The 18,322-nt window shown below is 37.8% G+C and carries 19 protein-coding genes and 1 riboswitch; of the genes, 10 read left to right on the top strand and 9 right to left on the bottom strand.

The window, feature by feature from the left end; genetic code table 11:
* The first annotated feature begins 19 nt into the window (after window positions 1–19).
* The 7 genes from dnaJ (at window position 20) to AC0KSB_RS12815 (ending at window position 6,817) form a co-directional block, all read left to right on the top strand.
* On the top strand, window positions 20–1,150 hold the full coding sequence (gene dnaJ, locus AC0KSB_RS12785; RefSeq protein ID WP_472309883.1) for a molecular chaperone DnaJ: 1,131 nt from the start codon (window positions 20–22) through the stop codon (window positions 1,148–1,150).
* Window positions 1,151–1,165: 15 nt separating this feature from the next.
* The gene (prmA, locus tag AC0KSB_RS12790; RefSeq protein WP_472309885.1) at window positions 1,166–2,185 is read left to right on the top strand and encodes a 50S ribosomal protein L11 methyltransferase; all 1,020 of its coding nucleotides are present in this window, start codon (window positions 1,166–1,168) and stop codon (window positions 2,183–2,185) included.
* A gap of 106 nt (window positions 2,186–2,291) precedes the next feature.
* Entirely contained in the window at window positions 2,292–3,272 is a 981-nt protein-coding gene (locus AC0KSB_RS12795) for a carbohydrate kinase family protein (protein ID WP_472309887.1), read from the top strand.
* A gap of 241 nt (window positions 3,273–3,513) precedes the next feature.
* A complete protein-coding gene (locus tag AC0KSB_RS12800; RefSeq protein ID WP_472309889.1) occupies window positions 3,514–3,927 on the top strand; it encodes a 4Fe-4S dicluster domain-containing protein in 414 nt (137 codons plus the stop codon).
* A complete protein-coding gene (locus tag AC0KSB_RS12805; protein WP_472309891.1) occupies window positions 3,924–5,738 on the top strand; it encodes an aldehyde ferredoxin oxidoreductase N-terminal domain-containing protein in 1,815 nt (604 codons plus the stop codon). Before AC0KSB_RS12800 ends, AC0KSB_RS12805 begins: the two co-directional genes overlap by 4 nt.
* A 15-nt stretch (window positions 5,739–5,753) precedes the next feature.
* Entirely contained in the window at window positions 5,754–6,506 is a 753-nt protein-coding gene (locus AC0KSB_RS12810) for a HesA/MoeB/ThiF family protein (RefSeq protein WP_472309893.1), read from the top strand.
* 32 nt (window positions 6,507–6,538) lie between these two features.
* Window positions 6,539–6,817, top strand: a complete 279-nt coding sequence (locus AC0KSB_RS12815; RefSeq protein WP_472309895.1) for a MoaD/ThiS family protein — start codon at window positions 6,539–6,541, stop codon at window positions 6,815–6,817.
* 11 nt (window positions 6,818–6,828) lie between these two features.
* On the opposite strand, the gene AC0KSB_RS12820 is transcribed toward AC0KSB_RS12815, so the two are convergent.
* From AC0KSB_RS12820 to AC0KSB_RS12855, 8 genes are all read right to left on the bottom strand, one after another.
* The gene (locus AC0KSB_RS12820) at window positions 6,829–7,275 is read right to left on the bottom strand and encodes an MOSC domain-containing protein (RefSeq protein WP_472309897.1); all 447 of its coding nucleotides are present in this window, start codon (window positions 7,273–7,275) and stop codon (window positions 6,829–6,831) included.
* A 54-nt stretch (window positions 7,276–7,329) separates the two neighbouring features.
* Window positions 7,330–7,860: a cyclic pyranopterin monophosphate synthase MoaC gene (gene moaC / locus AC0KSB_RS12825; protein WP_472309899.1), complete on the bottom strand. Its 531-nt coding sequence runs from the start codon at window positions 7,858–7,860 to the stop codon at window positions 7,330–7,332.
* A 1-nt stretch (window position 7,861) separates the two neighbouring features.
* Window positions 7,862–8,818, bottom strand: a complete 957-nt coding sequence (moaA, locus tag AC0KSB_RS12830; RefSeq protein WP_472309901.1) for a GTP 3',8-cyclase MoaA — start codon at window positions 8,816–8,818, stop codon at window positions 7,862–7,864.
* Complete coding sequence (locus AC0KSB_RS12835; protein WP_472309903.1) at window positions 8,805–10,733, bottom strand: molybdopterin biosynthesis protein; 1,929 nt, start codon at window positions 10,731–10,733, stop codon at window positions 8,805–8,807. Before AC0KSB_RS12835 ends, moaA begins: the two co-directional genes overlap by 14 nt.
* Window positions 10,730–12,046 carry a molybdopterin molybdotransferase MoeA gene (locus AC0KSB_RS12840; protein ID WP_472309905.1) on the bottom strand — a complete coding sequence of 439 codons (1,317 nt, stop codon included), beginning with the start codon at window positions 12,044–12,046 and terminating at the stop codon, window positions 10,730–10,732. The genes AC0KSB_RS12835 and AC0KSB_RS12840 overlap by 4 nt, the downstream gene beginning before the upstream one ends.
* 32 nt (window positions 12,047–12,078) lie before the next feature.
* The gene (locus tag AC0KSB_RS12845; protein WP_472309907.1) at window positions 12,079–12,801 is read right to left on the bottom strand and encodes an ATP-binding cassette domain-containing protein; all 723 of its coding nucleotides are present in this window, start codon (window positions 12,799–12,801) and stop codon (window positions 12,079–12,081) included.
* Window positions 12,794–13,474 (bottom strand): ABC transporter permease, encoded by a 681-nt coding sequence (locus AC0KSB_RS12850; protein ID WP_472309909.1) that lies wholly within the window; start codon window positions 13,472–13,474, stop codon window positions 12,794–12,796. The genes AC0KSB_RS12845 and AC0KSB_RS12850 overlap by 8 nt, the downstream gene beginning before the upstream one ends.
* Before the next feature lie 47 nt (window positions 13,475–13,521).
* Window positions 13,522–14,370, bottom strand: coding sequence for an ABC transporter substrate-binding protein (locus AC0KSB_RS12855; RefSeq protein ID WP_472309911.1), 849 nt, complete (start codon window positions 14,368–14,370; stop codon window positions 13,522–13,524).
* Window positions 14,365–14,481, bottom strand: a riboswitch (molybdenum cofactor riboswitch). It overlaps the preceding gene by 6 nt.
* A 123-nt stretch (window positions 14,482–14,604) precedes the next feature.
* Between AC0KSB_RS12855 and AC0KSB_RS12860 the strand changes: the two genes are divergently transcribed.
* The 3 genes from AC0KSB_RS12860 (at window position 14,605) to AC0KSB_RS12870 (ending at window position 17,062) form a co-directional block, all read left to right on the top strand.
* Window positions 14,605–15,108 (top strand): MogA/MoaB family molybdenum cofactor biosynthesis protein, encoded by a 504-nt coding sequence (locus AC0KSB_RS12860; protein ID WP_472309913.1) that lies wholly within the window; start codon window positions 14,605–14,607, stop codon window positions 15,106–15,108.
* A 117-nt stretch (window positions 15,109–15,225) separates the two neighbouring features.
* Complete coding sequence (locus tag AC0KSB_RS12865; protein ID WP_472309915.1) at window positions 15,226–16,116, top strand: 3'-5' exonuclease; 891 nt, start codon at window positions 15,226–15,228, stop codon at window positions 16,114–16,116.
* A 1-nt stretch (window position 16,117) separates the two neighbouring features.
* Window positions 16,118–17,062 carry an AEC family transporter gene (locus AC0KSB_RS12870; protein WP_472309917.1) on the top strand — a complete coding sequence of 315 codons (945 nt, stop codon included), beginning with the start codon at window positions 16,118–16,120 and terminating at the stop codon, window positions 17,060–17,062.
* Here the strand turns inward: AC0KSB_RS12870 and AC0KSB_RS12875 are convergent.
* Window positions 17,048–18,079, bottom strand: coding sequence for a DUF4349 domain-containing protein (locus tag AC0KSB_RS12875; RefSeq protein WP_472309919.1), 1,032 nt, complete (start codon window positions 18,077–18,079; stop codon window positions 17,048–17,050). The two genes, AC0KSB_RS12870 and AC0KSB_RS12875, sit on opposite strands and share 15 nt — an antisense overlap.
* Window positions 18,080–18,322 lie beyond the last annotated feature (243 nt).

Here is an 18,322-nt window from a genome sequence, read left to right on the forward strand (position 1 = left end):
TTGAAGGAGGAGGCAGAAGGTGCCTGATAAAAGAGATTATTACGAGGTTTTGGGTGTTTCAAAAAACGCTACAGAAGACGAATTAAAGAAAGCATATCGCAAATTAGCTAAAAAAAATCATCCGGATCTGAACCCAGGGGATAAAGATGCTGAATCACGTTTTAAGGAAGCAAACGAAGCTTATGCGGTTTTGAGTGATTCCGAAAAGCGTAGAAATTATGATCAATATGGTCATGCAGGCGTTGATGGTCAAGGTTTTGGTGGATTTAACGGTGCTGGGTTTGATATAGATCTTGATGATTTATTTGGATCCTTTTTCGGCGGAGGTTTCGGCGGATCCAGGCAGCGCAGAACGGGACCGCAACGTGGTGCAAATCTTAAATACCGTATGAATCTTGATTTTATGGAAGCTGCTTTTGGTGTTGAACGTGAAATAAACATAAGCAAAGAAGATTTATGTGATACTTGCCATGGGCATGGTACAAAAGATGGTTCTGAACCTGCTAAATGTGGCACTTGTCATGGTACTGGGCAAGTTAATCAGCGTCAGCAGACTATGTTTGGAGCTGTGATGACATCAAGACCATGTCCTACATGCGGAGGTAAAGGGACGATTGTTAAAGACCCCTGCAACTCCTGCGGAGGACGCGGTAGAGTTCAAAAAACAAAAAAACTTTCTGTCAAAGTGCCTGCAGGTATCAATGAGGGAGAAATGCTTACTGCTCGTGGAGAAGGTGAACCAGGTGCAAATGGTGGTCCCTATGGCGATTTATATATAGAAATTCATTTAAGGCCACATCCTGTTTTCCAAAGAGACGGATATAATACTTTCTGTGAAGTTCCTATTACTTTTGCTCAGGCTGCGATAGGTTCTGAAATAGAGGTGCCGACAATAGATGGACCATACAAATTTGCCTTGAAAGAGGGAACTCAGCCAGGTGATCTTTTTTCAATAAAATCAAAGGGTATCCCCTATGTTAATCGCAATAATATGAGAGGTGAACACAAATTCAGAGTTGTTCTGGAAGTTCCGGGGCATCTTTCGGAAGATCAAAAGAATCTGCTAAGACAATTTGAAGAAACATGTACAGAAAAGAACTATCAGAAACGCAGTGGTTTTTTCAGTAAATTAAAGGACTTATTTAAATAAGCGGGTGATTTTGTTATGCAATGGCTTGAATTTAAAATAGATACGACACATGAAGCTGCCGATGTGATTGTTGATTATCTTTCTTCACTTGGTGCTGATGGTGTTCAAGTTGAGGATTCAGCAGAAATAATTGAAATATTGCAAGCACCTGACAGTTTGACTTATGCTGATGATGATTTTTTGAATAATCTGGATCCTGTTGTTCACATAAAGGCTTATTTTGCTAAATTCGACCAAGGTGTGAGAAGGAACAAAGAAATAAATCTCTTAAATGCAGAGCTATATGATGATATGCCTAAAATATTTGTAGAGATTGAATATCTTGAGCAGACAATAAAGGAAAAACTTTCAGAAATAGGACTTTATCTTGACACAGGAACAGGGTATTTAGGTTTTGTAGAGGTAAAAGAAGAAGACTGGGCTGATAATTGGAAGAAGTATTATTCAACAATTAAATTAAGTGATCGAATTGTCATAAATCCTAGCTGGATCGATTATGAGGCGTCTGATGGTGAGATCGTTATTTCTCTTGACCCTGGTTCTGCTTTTGGAACAGGTAGCCATGAAACTACAGCAATGTGTGCTTTAATGTTGGATAAGCATCTCAAAAAAGATGATAAAGTCCTTGATTTGGGATGTGGCAGTGGTGTTCTTGCTATTATAGCTGCCAAGTTAGGCTGTACTGAAGTTGAAGCAATTGATATTGATTCTCTTGCTGTTAATGTGGCTATTGATAATTGCCAGAAGAATAAAGTAAAAATAGATTGTCATCAAGGTGAATTGAAGAATGCCAGAGGCAGGGAATATACTTTAATTGTTGCAAATATTATTGCTGATATTATTAGTCAGCTTGCCGGTGATTTTGGCAATTACCTCAGTGAAGATGGCTTGCTGATAACTTCGGGTATCATCAAAGATAAAGCTCCAGGTGTGATAGCAGCTTGTGAGCAAGCTGGTTTTGAACTTGTAGAACAGAATGAACAAAAAGAATGGTGTGCTTTTTTATGGCAGAAGTGTAAAAATAACATGGATTAACTTGTAAAATAGCTGGTTGTTTTAAGGAGATGCATGTTATGATAATATACCATTAAGATAAGAGGTGTATTCCTTCTGAATAAAATTTGGAAAAGAGGTAGTTTTAATGATTGATGTTACAGCTATTGGTGAACTTTTAATTGACTTCACTCCTGCAGGACAGTCGGCACAAAATAACCCGATTTTTGAACAAAATCCGGGCGGTGCGCCTGCAAATGTACTGGCCTGTCTTAGTAAACTTGGTAAATCTACGGCTTTTATTGGTAAAGTAGGAGCAGATCAATTCGGGGTTACCTTGAAACAAACATTGAATCAAGTGGGAGTGTCAACCAAAGGATTGGTAGTAGATGAGGACTGTCATACAACTTTGGCTTTTGTTCATCTTAGTGATAGTGGCGACAGATCATTTTCTTTTTATAGAGATCCAGGCGCCGACTTGCTCTTGGAACCTTCAGAAATTAATTACCAGGTTATAGATGAGTGTAAAATTTTACATTTTGGTTCAGTATCTATGACAGGAGAACCATCCAGATCTGCAACTTTAGCTGCTGTTAAATATGCAAAAGAACAAAATAAATTAATTTCATATGATCCAAATCTGAGAATAAAACTTTGGAAGTCAGAAGAAGAAGCAAAAAATGTTATTTTATCTGCAATGCCTTTAGCAGATATGGTAAAAATTTCTGAAGAAGAGCTGGTTTTTCTAACCGGTGAAAAGGATCTTCAGCGTGGAAGTAAGCTTTTGCAGGAAACTTATGACCTGAAACTGGTTATGATTACACTTGGCCCTGACGGTGCTTATGCCGGAAATAGTAAATATCAGGCGATAACTCCTGCTTATGCAGTAAAAACTGTTGATACTACAGGAGCAGGTGATTCTTTTACCGGCGGTTTCCTTTATTGCCTGTTACAGTCAGGAAAATCTCCTGATCAGCTTACAGAAACTGATCTCAAGGATTTTCTGGCTTTTGGCAATGCTGTAGGATCGTTGACTACGACAAATAAGGGAGCGATACCCGCTTTGCCTACACTTGAGCAGGTGGAAGAATGCCAAAGAAACGTTCCTTTTGAAAATTCACGCTATTAATTAATTGTTGTCCTATTTGTGAATAGTTTACAATCGATTTTGAGAAAAAGCTTTATTTTGAGATTTTTATCTTAAATAAATTGTATTATAAGACTAAAAAATAATCATATTTATAGCGTTTTGCACAAAAATTAATATTTTGACTGGAGATGCGACCCCGCTTGTAAGGGGCCGCATTTTCTTTTATAATACGAGATGCATGCAGTTACAAACGTTTACGGGAGTTTGGGAGGAGCATTATATGCCAAAAAAACTGAAAGCCAGCGAAATGAATAAATGCATTGGCTGCTTTACATGTATGAATATCTGTTCAATAGTTAACAGGCAGAATCATTCATTGTCAAAAAGCGCAATAAAAGTTCGTACGAGCGGAGGCATGACAGGTCGCTTTATTGCGGTTGTATGTATAGCCTGTAAAGATCCAGCTTGTATGGAAGCTTGTCCAAGTGGTGCCTTGGAGTATATTCCAGGAGGAGGAGTATTACTTAAGAAGGATAAATGTATAGGTTGCCGCAGATGTGAAGAAGCCTGTATCATGCAAGCGGTTTTCTTTGATGAAGAAACAAAAAAACCTATTATCTGCCGCCATTGTGGTTCGTGTACGCGTTTTTGTCCGCATCAGTGCCTGATTATGGAGGAGGTGCATGAAGAATGATTTATGAAAAATATATGAGAATATTATATGTGGATCTCAGTACAGGGAAAATCAGGATTTCACAGCGTGAAGATCTGATGCCGTATCTTGGTGGGGTAGGTCTTGCTAGTAAATTGCTGGAAGAATCAATGCATCCTGAGGCAGATGCTTTTGCTGAGGAGCAACCAATAATATTTGCAATAGGTGCAGGAACCTGGCTGTTCCCAGTTTTGACAAAAACAGTTGCTATGTTTCGCTCGCCTTTAACCAATGAACTTGGAGAAAGTTATGCAGGTGGGCGTTTGGCTATGACTATGCTTATGGCTGGTTATGACGCTATTGTATTGATAGGAAAGGCTGAAAAGCCTGTATACCTTCAGGTTTCTAATAATAGTGTAGAGCTTAAAGACGCCCGTGCAATGTGGGGTCTCAACAGTGAAGATTCAGGTAGAGCGATAAGAGAACGTGAATCTGGTGGCGGTAAACGCAGCATTGTAAGAATAGGTCCGGCTGGTGAAAACAAGGTAGCCTTTGCAAGCGTTTGTGTCGATTCATATCGTCATTTCGGCCGTCTTGGACTGGGCGCTGTAATGGGTAGCAAAAACTTAAAAGCTATCTCGGTTCTAGGTGAAAGGTCAATACATATTGAAGATACACCCAAATATTTCAAAATTTATCAACAGATATATAAAAAATGTACAAGCACAGACATGATGGCAAAATATCATGATGCAGGTACGCCAATTAATGTCAAATCTCTTGATGCTTCCGGCGGATTGCCTAGTATAAATATGCAAAGCGGTAGATTTGAACATGTTGAAGAGATTTCCGGAGAAGCTTTTGCTAAGAAAAATCTGGTTAGAAAACTTGCTTGTACCGGTTGTCCTGTTGGTTGTATACATATAGGAATGTACAGAAGAGAATTTGATAAAGGACATGAATACGAGGCCATAAGTGTTAGCTATGATTATGAACTTATTTTTGCTCTTGGAAGCTTTCTGGGGATAAAGTCAAGTGATGAGATTATAGCAATTATTGATGAAGTTGAAGAAACAGGCATGGATGCGATGAGCTGTGGTGTTTGCCTTGGCTGGGCGGCTGAAGCTTTTAGCACAGGTCTGATAAATGAAGAACAGACATTGGTTCCTTTGGCTTTTGGTGATAGTCATGGATTCATTGAAGCAATAAGATATCTGGCTAAAGGCAAAAATAAATTCTACCGTGATTTAGGCAAGGGCAGTCAATACGTATCTTCCATTTACGGTGGTTCAGAGTTTGCTATGCAGATAGCCGGCAATGAAATGCCTGGCTATCATACAGGTTATGGTGCTTTAATAGGGGCTGCTGTAGGAGCCAGACATTCTCATTTATGTAATGGCGGTTATTCGGTTGATCAGAGTATGAAGGAATTTGATGAAGATAGTGTTGTACAGGCTATATTTAAAGAAGAACATGAACGCTGTATGACAAATTCACTTATTATGTGCCTTTTTGCCAGAAAGATTTATGATAAGCAGACGATCCTTGATGCACTCAATGTTATTGGCTGGAATCTTACTGATGAAGATCTGACAGATATTGGCAAGAGAATTTACAAGACAAAGTTAAAAATTAAAAAAGCCTATGGTTTTAGACAAAAAGCTGTAAAATTGCCAAAAAGATTTTTTGAAACACCCAGCATGCACGGACAATTAGATGAAGAAACTGCTTACAGAATGATTAGAAAATATGTTGATTTGACAGATGCATTAATGGCTGAAAAAGATCCTCTTGATGAGAAAAAAAATGAGGAACCTGCTAAAAATGCAAAAAAATCAACAAAAATAAAATGATTGGCGATAATTATAATGGATAATGAACGATATATTCGTCAGTCAAAGTTAAAAGCTATTGGTGGAAGTGGTCAGGACATTCTGGCCACTTCCAGAATTGCTGTTGTTGGTGCAGGAGGGCTTGCGTCTCCTTTGTTATTTGCTCTTGCCGGAGCCGGTATAGGATATTTAACAATTATTGATTATGATAAAGTTTCTATTTCTAACCTTAATAGACAATTTCTTTATAAATACACTGATATTGGCAAAAGTAAAGTTCGCATTACCGGCAAAAGATTAAGAGAATATAGACCTGATCTAAACATAAATCTCCTTCAACACAAAATAACTTATGATAATGCAGAAATTCTTTTATCAGGACATGATCTGCTGATTGCAGCAGTAGATAATATTTCTACGAGATATATTATTAATAAAGCTGCCTGTGATCTTGATCTAAGATGGATAGATGCAGGTGTCAAGGGCTTCCACGGATATATGTCATATCATATTCCAGGTAAATCTTCCTGTTATGCATGCAGATGTGGTCCTGATAAAGAGTATGATCTGAATGCTACAAATTCAGATACAATCGAAAAACCTTCGGTGCTTGGTACAATACCCGCTGTGTTGGGAGCAATGCAGGCTAATCTGGCTGTAGAGCTTTTATTGGGGATTAATAAACTGGAAGCTGGTACAATGCTGCTATATGATGGTCTTGGACAGAAACTAGATCATCTTTCGGTAAAACGTGATCCAAATTGCCCTGTATGCGGCAGTTCCAAATAGAAAAAAGCTTATTTGATGCGAGGATAAATTGTATGCTGATTAAATTTTATACACAGGCAGAAGAAATCCTGGGAATAAGTCAAAAAGAAGTAAGTATAGACTCTCCTATATGTGTGAGAGATTTATTTCAGAAATTGCATAAAGATTTAGGTGCTGTAATCAGACCGATTTTTGATCCTGATTCCGGTAGTATAACTGATGAATACTATATTTTACTAAATGGTAGTCATATAATGAGATTGCAAGGCCTTGATACAACTATTGGGCAAGATGATGTACTTGCTGTTATACCAGTAACTGAAGCAGGGTAGACTATGGTTGCCTAAACCTGCTTCAGTTCAATGATTTCTATTTCATCTCCAGGTTTTACTATACCGCCTTTTAATACTCTTGCAAAAATGCCTTCTCTTGGCATTACGCAGTCCCCAACCTGATGGAAAATAGCACAGTGCTGGTGACATTTTTTCCCTATTTGTGTAACTTCAAATAAGCATTCGCCAATTGTAAAAGTGCTTCCCACAGGCATTTCATAAAGGCATATTCCTTCTGTTGTAAGATTTTCAGCAAATTTACCGGTACATAATCCTTCTGCGCCCATTGCTTCAATCTTCTTTATGCTTTCCATTCCAAGCAGAGAAATTTGTCTGTGCCAGTTGCCCGAATGAGCATCCCCCTCCAGCCCCCAATTTTCTATCAGCTTTCCTTCAGGAATTGCAACTTTGGGGATTCCTTTTTCTTTACTTATATTTATTGCAACTAGTTTTGCCATGTTAATTACCTCCTGAATTTTCATTTAACATTTTCTTCAAAAATTATATATACATTATTCCTGGTTTTCTGAAGACTTTCTTTTCCAGATACCGGATTTGCCACCTGTTTTTTCATCAAGTGCTATTTCTGTTATTTTTATACCACGATCGATTGCTTTGCACATGTCATATAATGTCAATGCAGCGACAGAGGCGGCAGTTAGTGCTTCCATTTCCACTCCTGTTTGTCCACTGTTAGCGGTTGTTGCTCTTATTATTATTTTGTCATTTTCCAAAAAATCTATTTCAATACTAACTTTTGACAGCATCAGAGGATGGCACAATGGTATTAAATCAGGAGTCTTTTTGGCAGCCATTATTCCGGCAGTTCTTACTACCGCCAAAACGTCTCCTTTTGGCATTTCTGAATTGGCTATTTTTTGAATAGTTTCCTTGTTCATTTTTACGATGGCATGTGCAACTGCCAGTCTTTCTGTATTTGCTTTATAACCAATATCTACCATGTGAGCCTCACCCTTCTCGTTGAGATGAGTTAGAGTATTTGTTTTTGATTCAATCTTTCCGTCTGCTTCAGGTTTATTCATACTAACCTCCTGTATGATTCATACTTCTTTCGGGATTAAAGCTATTGTTAAAATTATGCCCTTTAGGTTTTTGCAGTAATGCGTTCTCTAGTGTTCTTTGTAATATGTTGTCATCTTCAGAGAGCGCCGGCAAAAGAGAAATTTCTTTGTCATCGCCAAGACATGGCTTAAACATACCGTCCGCAGTTATTCTGATTCTATTACAACTATTGCAAAATTTATGTGAAACTGGTTGTATGAGTCCTACTTTGCCCTGATAACCTTTGATACCATATTGTACAGCCGGCTGGCAAGGATTTTGCTCCGGCAATTTGCAAAGGCGAGGTTCAAGTTCAAGAACTGATTGGGCAGTCATCTGATGCTCGGGATTTCTGCCAAGATCGCTTAATGGCATAAGCTCAATGAAACGAACCTCTATATTCTTGTTTTTTGTCAATTCAATCATTTCCATTATTTCATCATCATTTATACCCTTCATCAGAACAACATTAAGTTTTACGGGATTTAGTCCACTAAGAAGACATTTGTCTATCGAAATTAAGACCTGTTCTAATCTCCCTCCACCTGTTAGATCGGAATATTTATCTTTTCTTAGGGAATCAAGTGAAATATTTACTCTATTTAAGCCTGATTTTTTCAGTGATTCAGCTCTTTCTGATAATCCTTGCCCGTTAGTTGATAAAGAGAGATCGATATCCTTACTTATATTACGAATCGCTGAAATAATTGATTCCAGATCCTTACGCAAAAGTGGTTCGCCGCCGGTAAGCCTGATTCTGTTAATGCCCATATCAAAAAGAATTCTACAAATCCTTTCAATTTCGTTTACCGATAATAAATGATTGTCTGTTGCCTCGGGGCAATTAAACGGATTGCAGTAAATGCATTTTAAATTGCAACGTTGAGTTATTGATAAGCGAAGATAATTAATAATTCTGTTATATTTATCCTTCATCATCTGCCTCCGCCTTGATTCTTCCTGGTTGATCAAAATCATAACCACCAATTGTTGCTAACCTGTTTTTTATTATCTCTCCCGAGAGTACGGCAATAAAATCTTTGACAAGTTTATTATTAAGTTGATCCTTTCTAACAGCAAAATCATAATTTTCCTGCGCAAGTGGTATAAAATCCAGATCAAATATCTTGGCAACAGAAAGAATACCAATACCTGTATCTGCTGTTCCTGCCTTAATTTGAGCTGCAACACCTGTATGTGTTAATTCTTCTCGATTATATCCATTTATTTGATCGTGACTAATATTTTTTTGCTCAAGCAGATAATCCAATAATATACGAGTGCCCGATCCAGGTTGTCTGTTTACATAGCGAATACTGGTTCCTGCGATATCTGTTATAGAACTGATTTTCTTAGTATTACCTTTTGGCAATAGTAATCCCTGAGTTCTTTTAAATCCTTCTATCAATACAACCGACCCGTCAGGAAATAGTCTTCTAATTTCAGCAATATTATATATACCACTGACAGGATCAAGTAAGTGCACAGGTGCCAGCAATGCTTCGCCTCGCTTTAATGCGATTAGGCCGCCAAGACTTCCTGTATGAGTTGATGTTATTCTTCTGCCATTAATCATTTGCATAATATCTGCCAGTTCATCCAAAAGAGGATCATGACTGCCGATGAGATTTATCGACTCTTTTATTTCCTGAAGATTATTATCAAATAATTCAATTTCTACTTTGCTGCCTGCATTTATGCCTTCGCAATTTTGATCTACTGTAAGCAGGCCATCAGCTTTAATGAATTTGCTCAGTAAACCTGCGCCACGTTCCATTGGAGTTGCCAGCCATTGCTCATCAAGATAATTAAGTCTGACTCTAATATATTCTTTGTATTTTAATGAAGATGTCAGACTTCTGGTTAGCTTCGCTGAGATTAAATTGTTTTTGTTATAGGAAACTGAGCTATTAAACTCTAAAAATGATTTCAGCACTTTGTCAAAAACAATATAAGCAGAAACAGGATAGCCGGGCATTCCTATGACCGGTTTATTTTCACAAATTCCAAGAATAGCAGGTTTGCCTGGCTTTATTGCAATACCATGAATCAAAACCTGACCGATTGATGAAATGATTTGGCTTGTATAATCATCCCGGCCGGCTGAAGATCCGGCAATAATTATTACCATATCCGCTTGTTTCAGGCTTTTCTGCAGAGCTTTTTTTAATAAATCCGGTTTGTCAGGGACAATTTGACAAATTAAAGGCTTATGCCCCATCTCTGAAAGGCAGCTCCTTAGCATTGCTCCATTATACTCGGGGATATCTCCTGCTTCTAAGCTCTTAGATGCGGGAACGACTTCGTCACCTGTTGGTATTATGTGGATGGTCATAGGCCTGTAAATATTGACGTTTTCGATACCGGCAGCTGTGAGGACACCAGAAACAGGAGCTGTTATTTTAGTGTTTGCTGTAACCAGCATATCTCCGGTACAAAAATCTTCACCAATCTGACGTATATGCTGCCAGGGAACAGCAGCATGTTCTATTTGTACTTTTTTATCATCCTCAAGCCAGACTATATCTTCAATCATAATAACTGCATTGTATTTATCCGGAATAGGATCACCTGTATCAACAATGATAAACTGGTTTTGATCAAGCTTTATGGGGGTTGTCTCTGTTGCACCAAATGTTGATTCAGCACAAACTGCAATTCCATCCATTGCACTGGAAAGAAATTGTGGTATGCTTCTTTGGGCATAAACTGCCTCTGCAGTATATAGTCCATCTGCAGCATTGAGCGGAATCTGTGCGGTCGGTTTTAGATTGACATTCTGATTTGCCAGAGCCTTCCGGTAATTTGCAATAGCCTTTTCCAGATCCGTATTTGTAAGGTATGAAGCTTTCATATCAAGCTATCCTCCCATAAATAAACTTTTGTTTTGCAGCCTTTTTCCAGACCTTCGCAATCGCGGTCAATCGAAAGGTAACCGTCTGACTGACGTAGTGTTGTAATTAACCCTGATTTAGAAGGAATCGGAATTGCTGTAGGTAGTTGTTCTGAATTTTTTTTGTCATGTTCAAGTTTTACTGCAATCAAAGATTGACGACCGTGGTTTGCTGGTAAACTGCGGCTTAAAACTGCATCTACACTTGTTCTTTCTCTTACTGCTCTGTTTGTTAACTGGAGAATCAGTGGCCTTATAAGCTGATCTGCCATAAACCAGGCAGCAACAGGGTGACCTGGTAAGCCGATAACAGGAACCTGATTAATTAAACCAATTAGTGAAGGTTTTCCAGGTTTTACCGCCAGCCCATGTTGAATTATGCCTGGACTACCAAATGAATTTATAGCAGCTGCAACATGATCGCGTTCGCCTGCAGAACTGCCACCTGAAATAACTATCAAATCACATTTCTGATGAGCTTTACTAATTGTGTCAAGTAAAGCATTTTTCTCATCTTTCACAATTCCATAGAAAAATATTTCTGTGCAAGGAGCAGTCAACATTGAAGTCAACATAGGAGTATTTACATCATAGATCTGACCTTCATCAATTTTCTCTCCTGCCTTAACAAGTTCATCACCTGTAGATATTAATCCGATTTTTAATTTTCTATATACCGGAACATATTCCAAACCTAATGCCGAAAGAGCTCCTATTTGATGTGGCTGCAAAAAAGTGCCCTGTTGAAGCAGTAGCTCATCTTTTTTTATATCATCTCCACGGAAGATAAGATTGTGACCAGGGGAGACTGGTTTGGTTATATATCTATAGCCATCATCAATGGATTCGACATCTTCCAGCATAACAACGGCATCAGCATTTTGCGGCAATGCTCCACCTGTTGCTACACCTTGGCAGCTTCCTGGCTTTAGCGCTGTTTTAGAAACCTCTCCCATAACTATGTCACCATCAAACCTTAGCATTGCGGGCAATGAGGCACTGGCAGAAAAAATATCTGAGGATTTTACTGCAAAACCATCTACTGTAGAGCGGTCAAATCCTGGCACATCTATGTTTGAATATATATCACAGGCCAAAATTCGTCCCCTGCTAATCGATGGCGAGATAAACTCATATTCTTTATTTTGCCCAGTTGTCTGATTCAGATCCATGTCGAATTTTTGTCTTAGTAAATTGCCATATTTACAGCCATAATCGCTTATTGCTTTTTTTAGTTGGCTTTGGGCATAGGCTATGGTTGAAACTTTTAACATTTTGTCCACCTTTTAAATATAATTACTTTTTATTACAATTCACAAGCCGCCTGCTCAAAATACAAAAATTGTTTGAGCTTTTCGGTTGATGGCTGGCACAATAATTTCTTTAAATCACCAATTGTATCTACTTTACCATTATCCAGAAAAATCATCTCATCACACAATCTTTGGGCAAGATTAATATGGTGCGTGCATAAAACCAAAATACAGTTATTTTTAGTGATATATTCCTTAATTGCCTTTTCTGCAAGTTGCAGTCCTGTTAAATCCAGAGCTGTAGTCGGTTCATCAAGTAGCAAAATTTTTCTTTTAAAGGAGAGTATTCTTGCAAGCGCCATTCTTTGTGCCTCTCCTCCTGATAGTTTGCACCCGTTGGCAGCTGAAAGGGCAGAAAGTCCTAGATTATGCATGGTATCTTTGATTATAAAGTCCAAGTTTTTTTTGTTTGATTTAGCTGCAGGAGGTATACCCAGTCGTATATTTTCTTCGACCGACATATTAAATGCATGAGGCTTTTGCGGTAAATAGCCTGTAATACCAGCTTTTTTCATATCTGGAAAGGTTTGGATTTTTTCTGCTAGTATTTGCATAAGGGTGCTTTTGCCAGAACCATTTGCACCCAAAAGAGCATAGCACTTACCTGTTTTTATAGATAAATTTTCTATGTTAAGTTCAAAACGATCATTCCATCTGTGTTGAAGAGATTCAAATAAATATTCTTTCGAAAAATTATTAATCAGTTCATCAGCCATTGGTATCCTCCTGGAATCTGTCTGCAAACACATTAACAACTAATGCAATAATCATTAGAATTAAGCCAAGTGCTATTGCTGCACCAAAATTTCCTTTATTCGTTTCCAGCATAATTGCAGTAGTAAGTACGCGTGTTTTGCCGGCAATATTACCTCCTACCATCATTACTGCTCCAACCTCGGAAATTGCTCTGCCAAAACCGGTTAACACGACTGTGATAAGAGCTTGTCTGCTTTCATTTATCAATAAAAAATATATTTTCCATTTGGGCTGTCCTAATGTAAGCATAGTTTGCCGGATAGAATATTGCTTGCTTTCAATTGCACTGCAGGTAAGACTTGCCATTATAGGGATAATTAAAATGCATTGAGCAATAATCATTGCCGGCAATGAAAACAACAGCTGCATACTGCCCAGTGGACCCTGCCTTGACAAAAGTATAAAAACCAGTAATCCTGCCACTACTGGTGGCAGACTCATACAGGTACGCATAAGTCTTTTTATTATTTTACCGCCGAAAAAGTTTTTGGTAGCAAGTAATATTCCTGATGGTATTCCAAGTAGTGCTGATATCGTAGTGCTGATAAAAGTCATACTGATTGTAAGCATCAGTATTTGATACCATTGACTATCTCCGGAAGTAAAAGCTTCAATAACTGAATTAAATGTCATACACAACAACCTTGATAATTATTTGCCGGTTTTGTCTCATATGTCAATTATGAGTCAAAACCATCGTAGATGAATAGTGCTTCCCCATATTTTTCTTTGCCGAAATTATTAATAATTTCGGTGGCGGTTTCACTTTTTAGAAAGTCTATCCATGCTGCCGCACCATCATAGTTGACATCAGGATTCTTCTCTTTACTTACAGCAATTACGCTATAAATATTTTTGAGATCTTCGGAAGCACCTATTATCATTTCTAGCTTATGTTGATCCCTGGTGGCAAGCCAGGTTGCTTTGTCAGTCAGAATATAAGCCTCTAATTCTCCCGCCATGATAAGACATGGCCCCATGCCTTTGCCTGCTTCTATATACCAATCTCCGACAGGTTCTAAATCAACAGAAGTCCAGATTTTCAGTTCAGCTTTATGTGTGCCGGAATTGTCGCCTCTTGAAACAAAACTGGATTGATTCTCGGCAATTGCGATGAAAGCTTCAGATGCGGAAGTTTTGTTCGCTATCTTTGCCGGATCAGTTTTATCACCAGCAATTATAAAGTAATTATGCATAAATGGCATACGTTCAACACCAAACCCGGAGTCTACAAATTCTTCTTCCGCTGATTTGGCATGCACGAGTAAAACATCGGCATCACCGGTTTGGCCAAGCTTTATTGCCGCACCTGTGCCGTTTGCAATAATATCAAGATCATAATTGCTTTCTTGTTCAAAAATTTTCTCTAGTTCTGGAAGTAATCCTGAATCCTGAACACTTGTTGTGGTAGATAATCGGATCAAATTATTTTCTGATCTTTTTTCGGATATATTATTGCAGCCAGACAAAAAAATCAGCGGCAGACAAAGAAAAGAAATTAAAAAAAATTTTTGCTTAAACAAAATCATATTATCCATTCTCCTTTTCACATATGGAAGGCTTCAGCGTTTCCGCTTGACCCCGGTCAGTTGGCATGTCCTGAAAGATTTAGCCAATCAGACTCGAAGATGGTAGGTGCTGCGAATAATATATCATAAAGACTCAATAATTGTCATACTTATTTTGCTATACTATATTTAAGAATTATATATACTTCATCTAAAAATATCTCTAAACAATTTTCAAAAAGAGGAGAGAGAAATATGAATAATAGTGATCAATACCGCCTGGCTGTCATTACCATGAGTGATAAAGGAGCTGCAGGCTTAAGAGAGGATAAATCCGGACCTGTTATTGCTGATAGAATAGGTTCTTTCGGTAAAATCATAAGCCAGCAAATTATTTCAGATGATAGAGAAACAATTGAGAATACACTAATTGAGATAGTAGATGTGATGAAAGCTGATTTAATTATAACGACAGGTGGAACCGGATTGGCTCAAAGAGATGTCACACCGGAAGCAACAGCAGCAGTTGCGGATCGGATTGTCCCGGGGATTTCGGAAGTAATACGTGCTGAAAGCATGAAAAAAACAAATCGTGCTATGCTTTCCAGAGGAATTGCTGCCACAAGAGGCAATTGCCTTATTATTAATTTACCGGGAAGTCCTAAAGCTGTTACAGAATGCATGGATATAATTTATCCAGTTATTTCACATGCTCTGGAAATTTTGACAGGTAGGTCAGGAGAATGTGCACGAAGTTAGATTAGATATTTTTCAACGCTGATATCCTGATAATATATATGTAAAACCGCTGGTAATTCAGCGGTTTTTGTTTTAAAGTATATACTAAACACAATACCTGGAAGGAATATTAATTTAATGCATTATATCGTTTTTGATTTGGAATGGAATATTGCCGGCAGAGCAAATAAAGTTGCCCCGGAGGATGCGCAGGCAATGCCTTTTGAAATAATAGAAATCGGAGCCGTTAAGCTTGATGAGAATTTTGAAACAATAAATAAATTCAGTGTTACTGTCAAGCCAAAACTTTATCCTGTATTATCTGGTCATGTTGCTGCTGTTACCAGAAGACTTCAGCAGAGTATGAAATCAGGTGTTCCTTTTACCGATGCTGCCAGAGATTTTTTAGAGTGGTGTGGTGAAGATTATATTTATTGTTCATGGAGTGAAAGTGATGCTTCTGTGCTTAAACAGAATTTAGCATATTATGATATGCCCGATAAATTAAGTGCAAAATGTCTTGATGTGCAGTATCTCTTTGATCAGGCAGTTGAAAAAGCCGGAATACAAAGAAGCGTTGAATATGCACTTGATTTTTTGAATATCGATAAAAACAGACCTTTTCATCAGGCTGTTCAGGATGCCTGGTATACTGGCAGAATTTTAAAATCTGTTGCAGCGATTATGAGTTCTGAGCAAAAGGTATCATTAAGCCAGGTAGATGTTTGTGCCTATGCCTATGATCCTGACCTGACAAGATCTTATCAGCAAAGCCTGGAGCCTCATGACAGCTTGTCTGATATTTTAAATAGTCTGGTTGAAAAAACTTTGGTTTGTCCAGCATGTAATCTTGAACTTGAACGTGTAATTGAATGGAAGAAAAAAGGCAATAAATATACAGCTTCCTTTATTTGTTCGGAACATGGTAGTATCAGTGGCAGAACAAAAATAAAAATCAGAGCCAAGGAACGTGTAAGTGCTCATTTAACTATGCGTCTGGATAAAAACAAGCCTTTGACAGAAAACTAGTATGGATATATTTTGGTTTAGCTTCAATGCCATCTCGCCGCTAATGCTTTTGGTAGCTTTAGGTGTGTTTTTGAGAAGAATAGGCTTAATAGACGATGTATTAAATTCTAAAGCAAATAAACTGTTATTTCAGATCGCCTTTCCGGCTAGTTTGTTTTACACTATTTCAAATATAGAAATAACGGAGTATTTTAGTCCTTCGCTTTTTCTTTTTGCCGCCTGTACAATTCTGATTGTAATTTTCTTGCTAATGATGATTGTACCCGTGTTTGTTAAAGATCGTCGTCAATGCGGAGCTTTTATACAGGGAGTATATAGAGGCAATTATTTGCTTTTAGGCTATCCGCTAGCCAGAAATCTTTTTGGTGAAGAGGGTATAGGTCCTACTGCCATGCTTTTGCCGGTTGTAATTGCAATATACAATATTATGGCTGTTTTCATTCTGGAATACTATTCAGAGAAAAAACGAGATATAAACTGGGTTGCAATTTTTGTGTCTATTATAAAAAATCCTTTAATAATTGGTGCAGGTTCTGGAGTAGTTTTTGCAGCTTTACCTATAGAGCTGCCGGTTTTCATAAATCAGGCTGTTCGCGATACTGCTTCTATTGCAAACCCCTTGGCTTTGATTTTGTTGGGAAGTCAGGTGAGCTGGCACAAAATGACAGGTCGATTTAAACTTGTAATAACAGCAGCTATGTTGCGGCTTTTTATTCTACCATCTGTCATTATTGGTATTGCTGTTTTGATAGGGTTCAGAGGGGCTAATCTTGGAGCTTTATTTATTTTATTTTGTGCTCCTACTGCGGTTTCCAGTTATATTATGGCAAAAAATATGAACAGTGATAGCGATCTGGCAGCACAGATTATTGTTCTGACTACCGCTTTATCAGGAATATCACTGTTCATAATCACTTATGTATTAAGATATTTATCTTTTATCTGAATGATCGGAACTACCGGCCATATTATCTGGAGAAGATGAATTTACAGAAGTATTTGCCGTCTGATTCATATTCATTGGCATATTTGCCTTAATTTGAGCTTTTCTTTTCTTTTTTTGTCTGCGCAGTATAATCAGTACTATTATCAGAATAGGAATCCATAAAGGAGCACCTGCGACAACAATTATTATCAGCCATTGAACTATTCCGGCAAGAACATTAACAACCGACTTCAATCCAGAAACAATAAGGTAAGACATATCATCAAAACTAAGAGCTTTCCAGTCTACCTCTTTTCTAATTTGAACGGGATCATTTGTCTGGCGTATGTATAATTCTACTGTTGATTCAGTCAGAAGTGCATCCCAAAGCTTTAATTTCCCTTTTAATGACTCTATTTCCAGAGTAAGGTTATTTATCTGGCTCTGTACTGACAGGGTTTCTTCAATATTACGGCTTTCGCTTAAAAATTGATAATACTTATCAAGTGTCTGCTCCATACTTTCAAGTCTTATCTGAGCATCATAATAACTTTCAGTAATATCTTCGCTGGTGATTCGTGAATTGATCAGATCTCCGGTTTGTTTGATAAACGACAGCAGATTATCCAGTTGTTCCGGTGGTACTTTTATAGTTGCGTTGATAACAGTATAGTTCTGCTGATCAGACTGCTCTCTTTGCGTTTCATATCCACCTATGGATTGTGCATAAGCAAGTATTTTTTCATAAGTTTCAGCAACATCGACAGCTGTTAAATCAAGACTGGCATTTCTGATTATTTTGCGATTGACGCTGTCAGAATCGCTGGCGTCAGATGAGTTTGCCATGTTGTTGGCGCCACCTTCCTGGGGCGACGAAGCTTGGGTTTCATTTGTGCCATCATAATCATAATAATCGTCGTATGCTGCTTTGTCAGAAGACGGTGCAGAGGCAGAACAGGAAGCAAGTAATACGGAAATACTTCCCAAAATCAGTATAGCAGCTAAAAAGATTGCAAAAAGTCGTACTGCTTTTTTCATTTTGTTTGCGGTAAAAAATGTGATGCCTATATATTTTACCGTTTCCTCCTATCTTGTTTTGTTACATCTAAATTTTAACATGATAATTCAAAAGATGTGTAAATGTTTATTATGTTTTTCCCAATTGAATAATTATTTGACGCTAAAACTAATGATATTGTTCCCAATCTGCTAAAATACTGTATAATTATTAAGTCACTAAATAATTATTAGGTCACTACAAATTCTATTAAAGGAGCTTTT

The sequence above is a fragment of the Ercella succinigenes genome, assembly GCF_900002895.1.

Bases quoted from the DNA above. Each gene is read 5' to 3' on its own strand.
- AC0KSB_RS12810 (WP_472309893.1), top strand. From the start codon at position 5,754: ATGGATAATGAACGATATATTCGTCAGTCAAAGTTAAAAGCTATTGGT.
- moaA (WP_472309901.1), bottom strand. From the start codon at position 8,818: ATGATGAAGGATAAATATAACAGAATTATTAATTATCTTCGCTTATCA.
- AC0KSB_RS12865 (WP_472309915.1), top strand. From the start codon at position 15,226: ATGCATTATATCGTTTTTGATTTGGAATGGAATATTGCCGGCAGAGCA.
- AC0KSB_RS12805 (WP_472309891.1), top strand. From the start codon at position 3,924: ATGATTTATGAAAAATATATGAGAATATTATATGTGGATCTCAGTACA.
- AC0KSB_RS12855 (WP_472309911.1), bottom strand. From the start codon at position 14,370: ATGATTTTGTTTAAGCAAAAATTTTTTTTAATTTCTTTTCTTTGTCTG.
- AC0KSB_RS12875 (WP_472309919.1), bottom strand. From the start codon at position 18,079: ATGAAAAAAGCAGTACGACTTTTTGCAATCTTTTTAGCTGCTATACTG.
- AC0KSB_RS12795 (WP_472309887.1), top strand. From the start codon at position 2,292: ATGATTGATGTTACAGCTATTGGTGAACTTTTAATTGACTTCACTCCT.
- AC0KSB_RS12845 (WP_472309907.1), bottom strand. From the start codon at position 12,801: ATGGCTGATGAACTGATTAATAATTTTTCGAAAGAATATTTATTTGAA.
- AC0KSB_RS12860 (WP_472309913.1), top strand. From the start codon at position 14,605: ATGAATAATAGTGATCAATACCGCCTGGCTGTCATTACCATGAGTGAT.
- prmA (WP_472309885.1), top strand. From the start codon at position 1,166: ATGCAATGGCTTGAATTTAAAATAGATACGACACATGAAGCTGCCGAT.
- AC0KSB_RS12870 (WP_472309917.1), top strand. From the start codon at position 16,118: ATGGATATATTTTGGTTTAGCTTCAATGCCATCTCGCCGCTAATGCTT.
- AC0KSB_RS12815 (WP_472309895.1), top strand. From the start codon at position 6,539: ATGCTGATTAAATTTTATACACAGGCAGAAGAAATCCTGGGAATAAGT.
- AC0KSB_RS12840 (WP_472309905.1), bottom strand. From the start codon at position 12,046: ATGTTAAAAGTTTCAACCATAGCCTATGCCCAAAGCCAACTAAAAAAA.
- AC0KSB_RS12850 (WP_472309909.1), bottom strand. From the start codon at position 13,474: ATGACATTTAATTCAGTTATTGAAGCTTTTACTTCCGGAGATAGTCAA.
- moaC (WP_472309899.1), bottom strand. From the start codon at position 7,860: ATGAATAAACCTGAAGCAGACGGAAAGATTGAATCAAAAACAAATACT.
- AC0KSB_RS12820 (WP_472309897.1), bottom strand. From the start codon at position 7,275: ATGGCAAAACTAGTTGCAATAAATATAAGTAAAGAAAAAGGAATCCCC.
- AC0KSB_RS12800 (WP_472309889.1), top strand. From the start codon at position 3,514: ATGCCAAAAAAACTGAAAGCCAGCGAAATGAATAAATGCATTGGCTGC.
- AC0KSB_RS12835 (WP_472309903.1), bottom strand. From the start codon at position 10,733: ATGAAAGCTTCATACCTTACAAATACGGATCTGGAAAAGGCTATTGCA.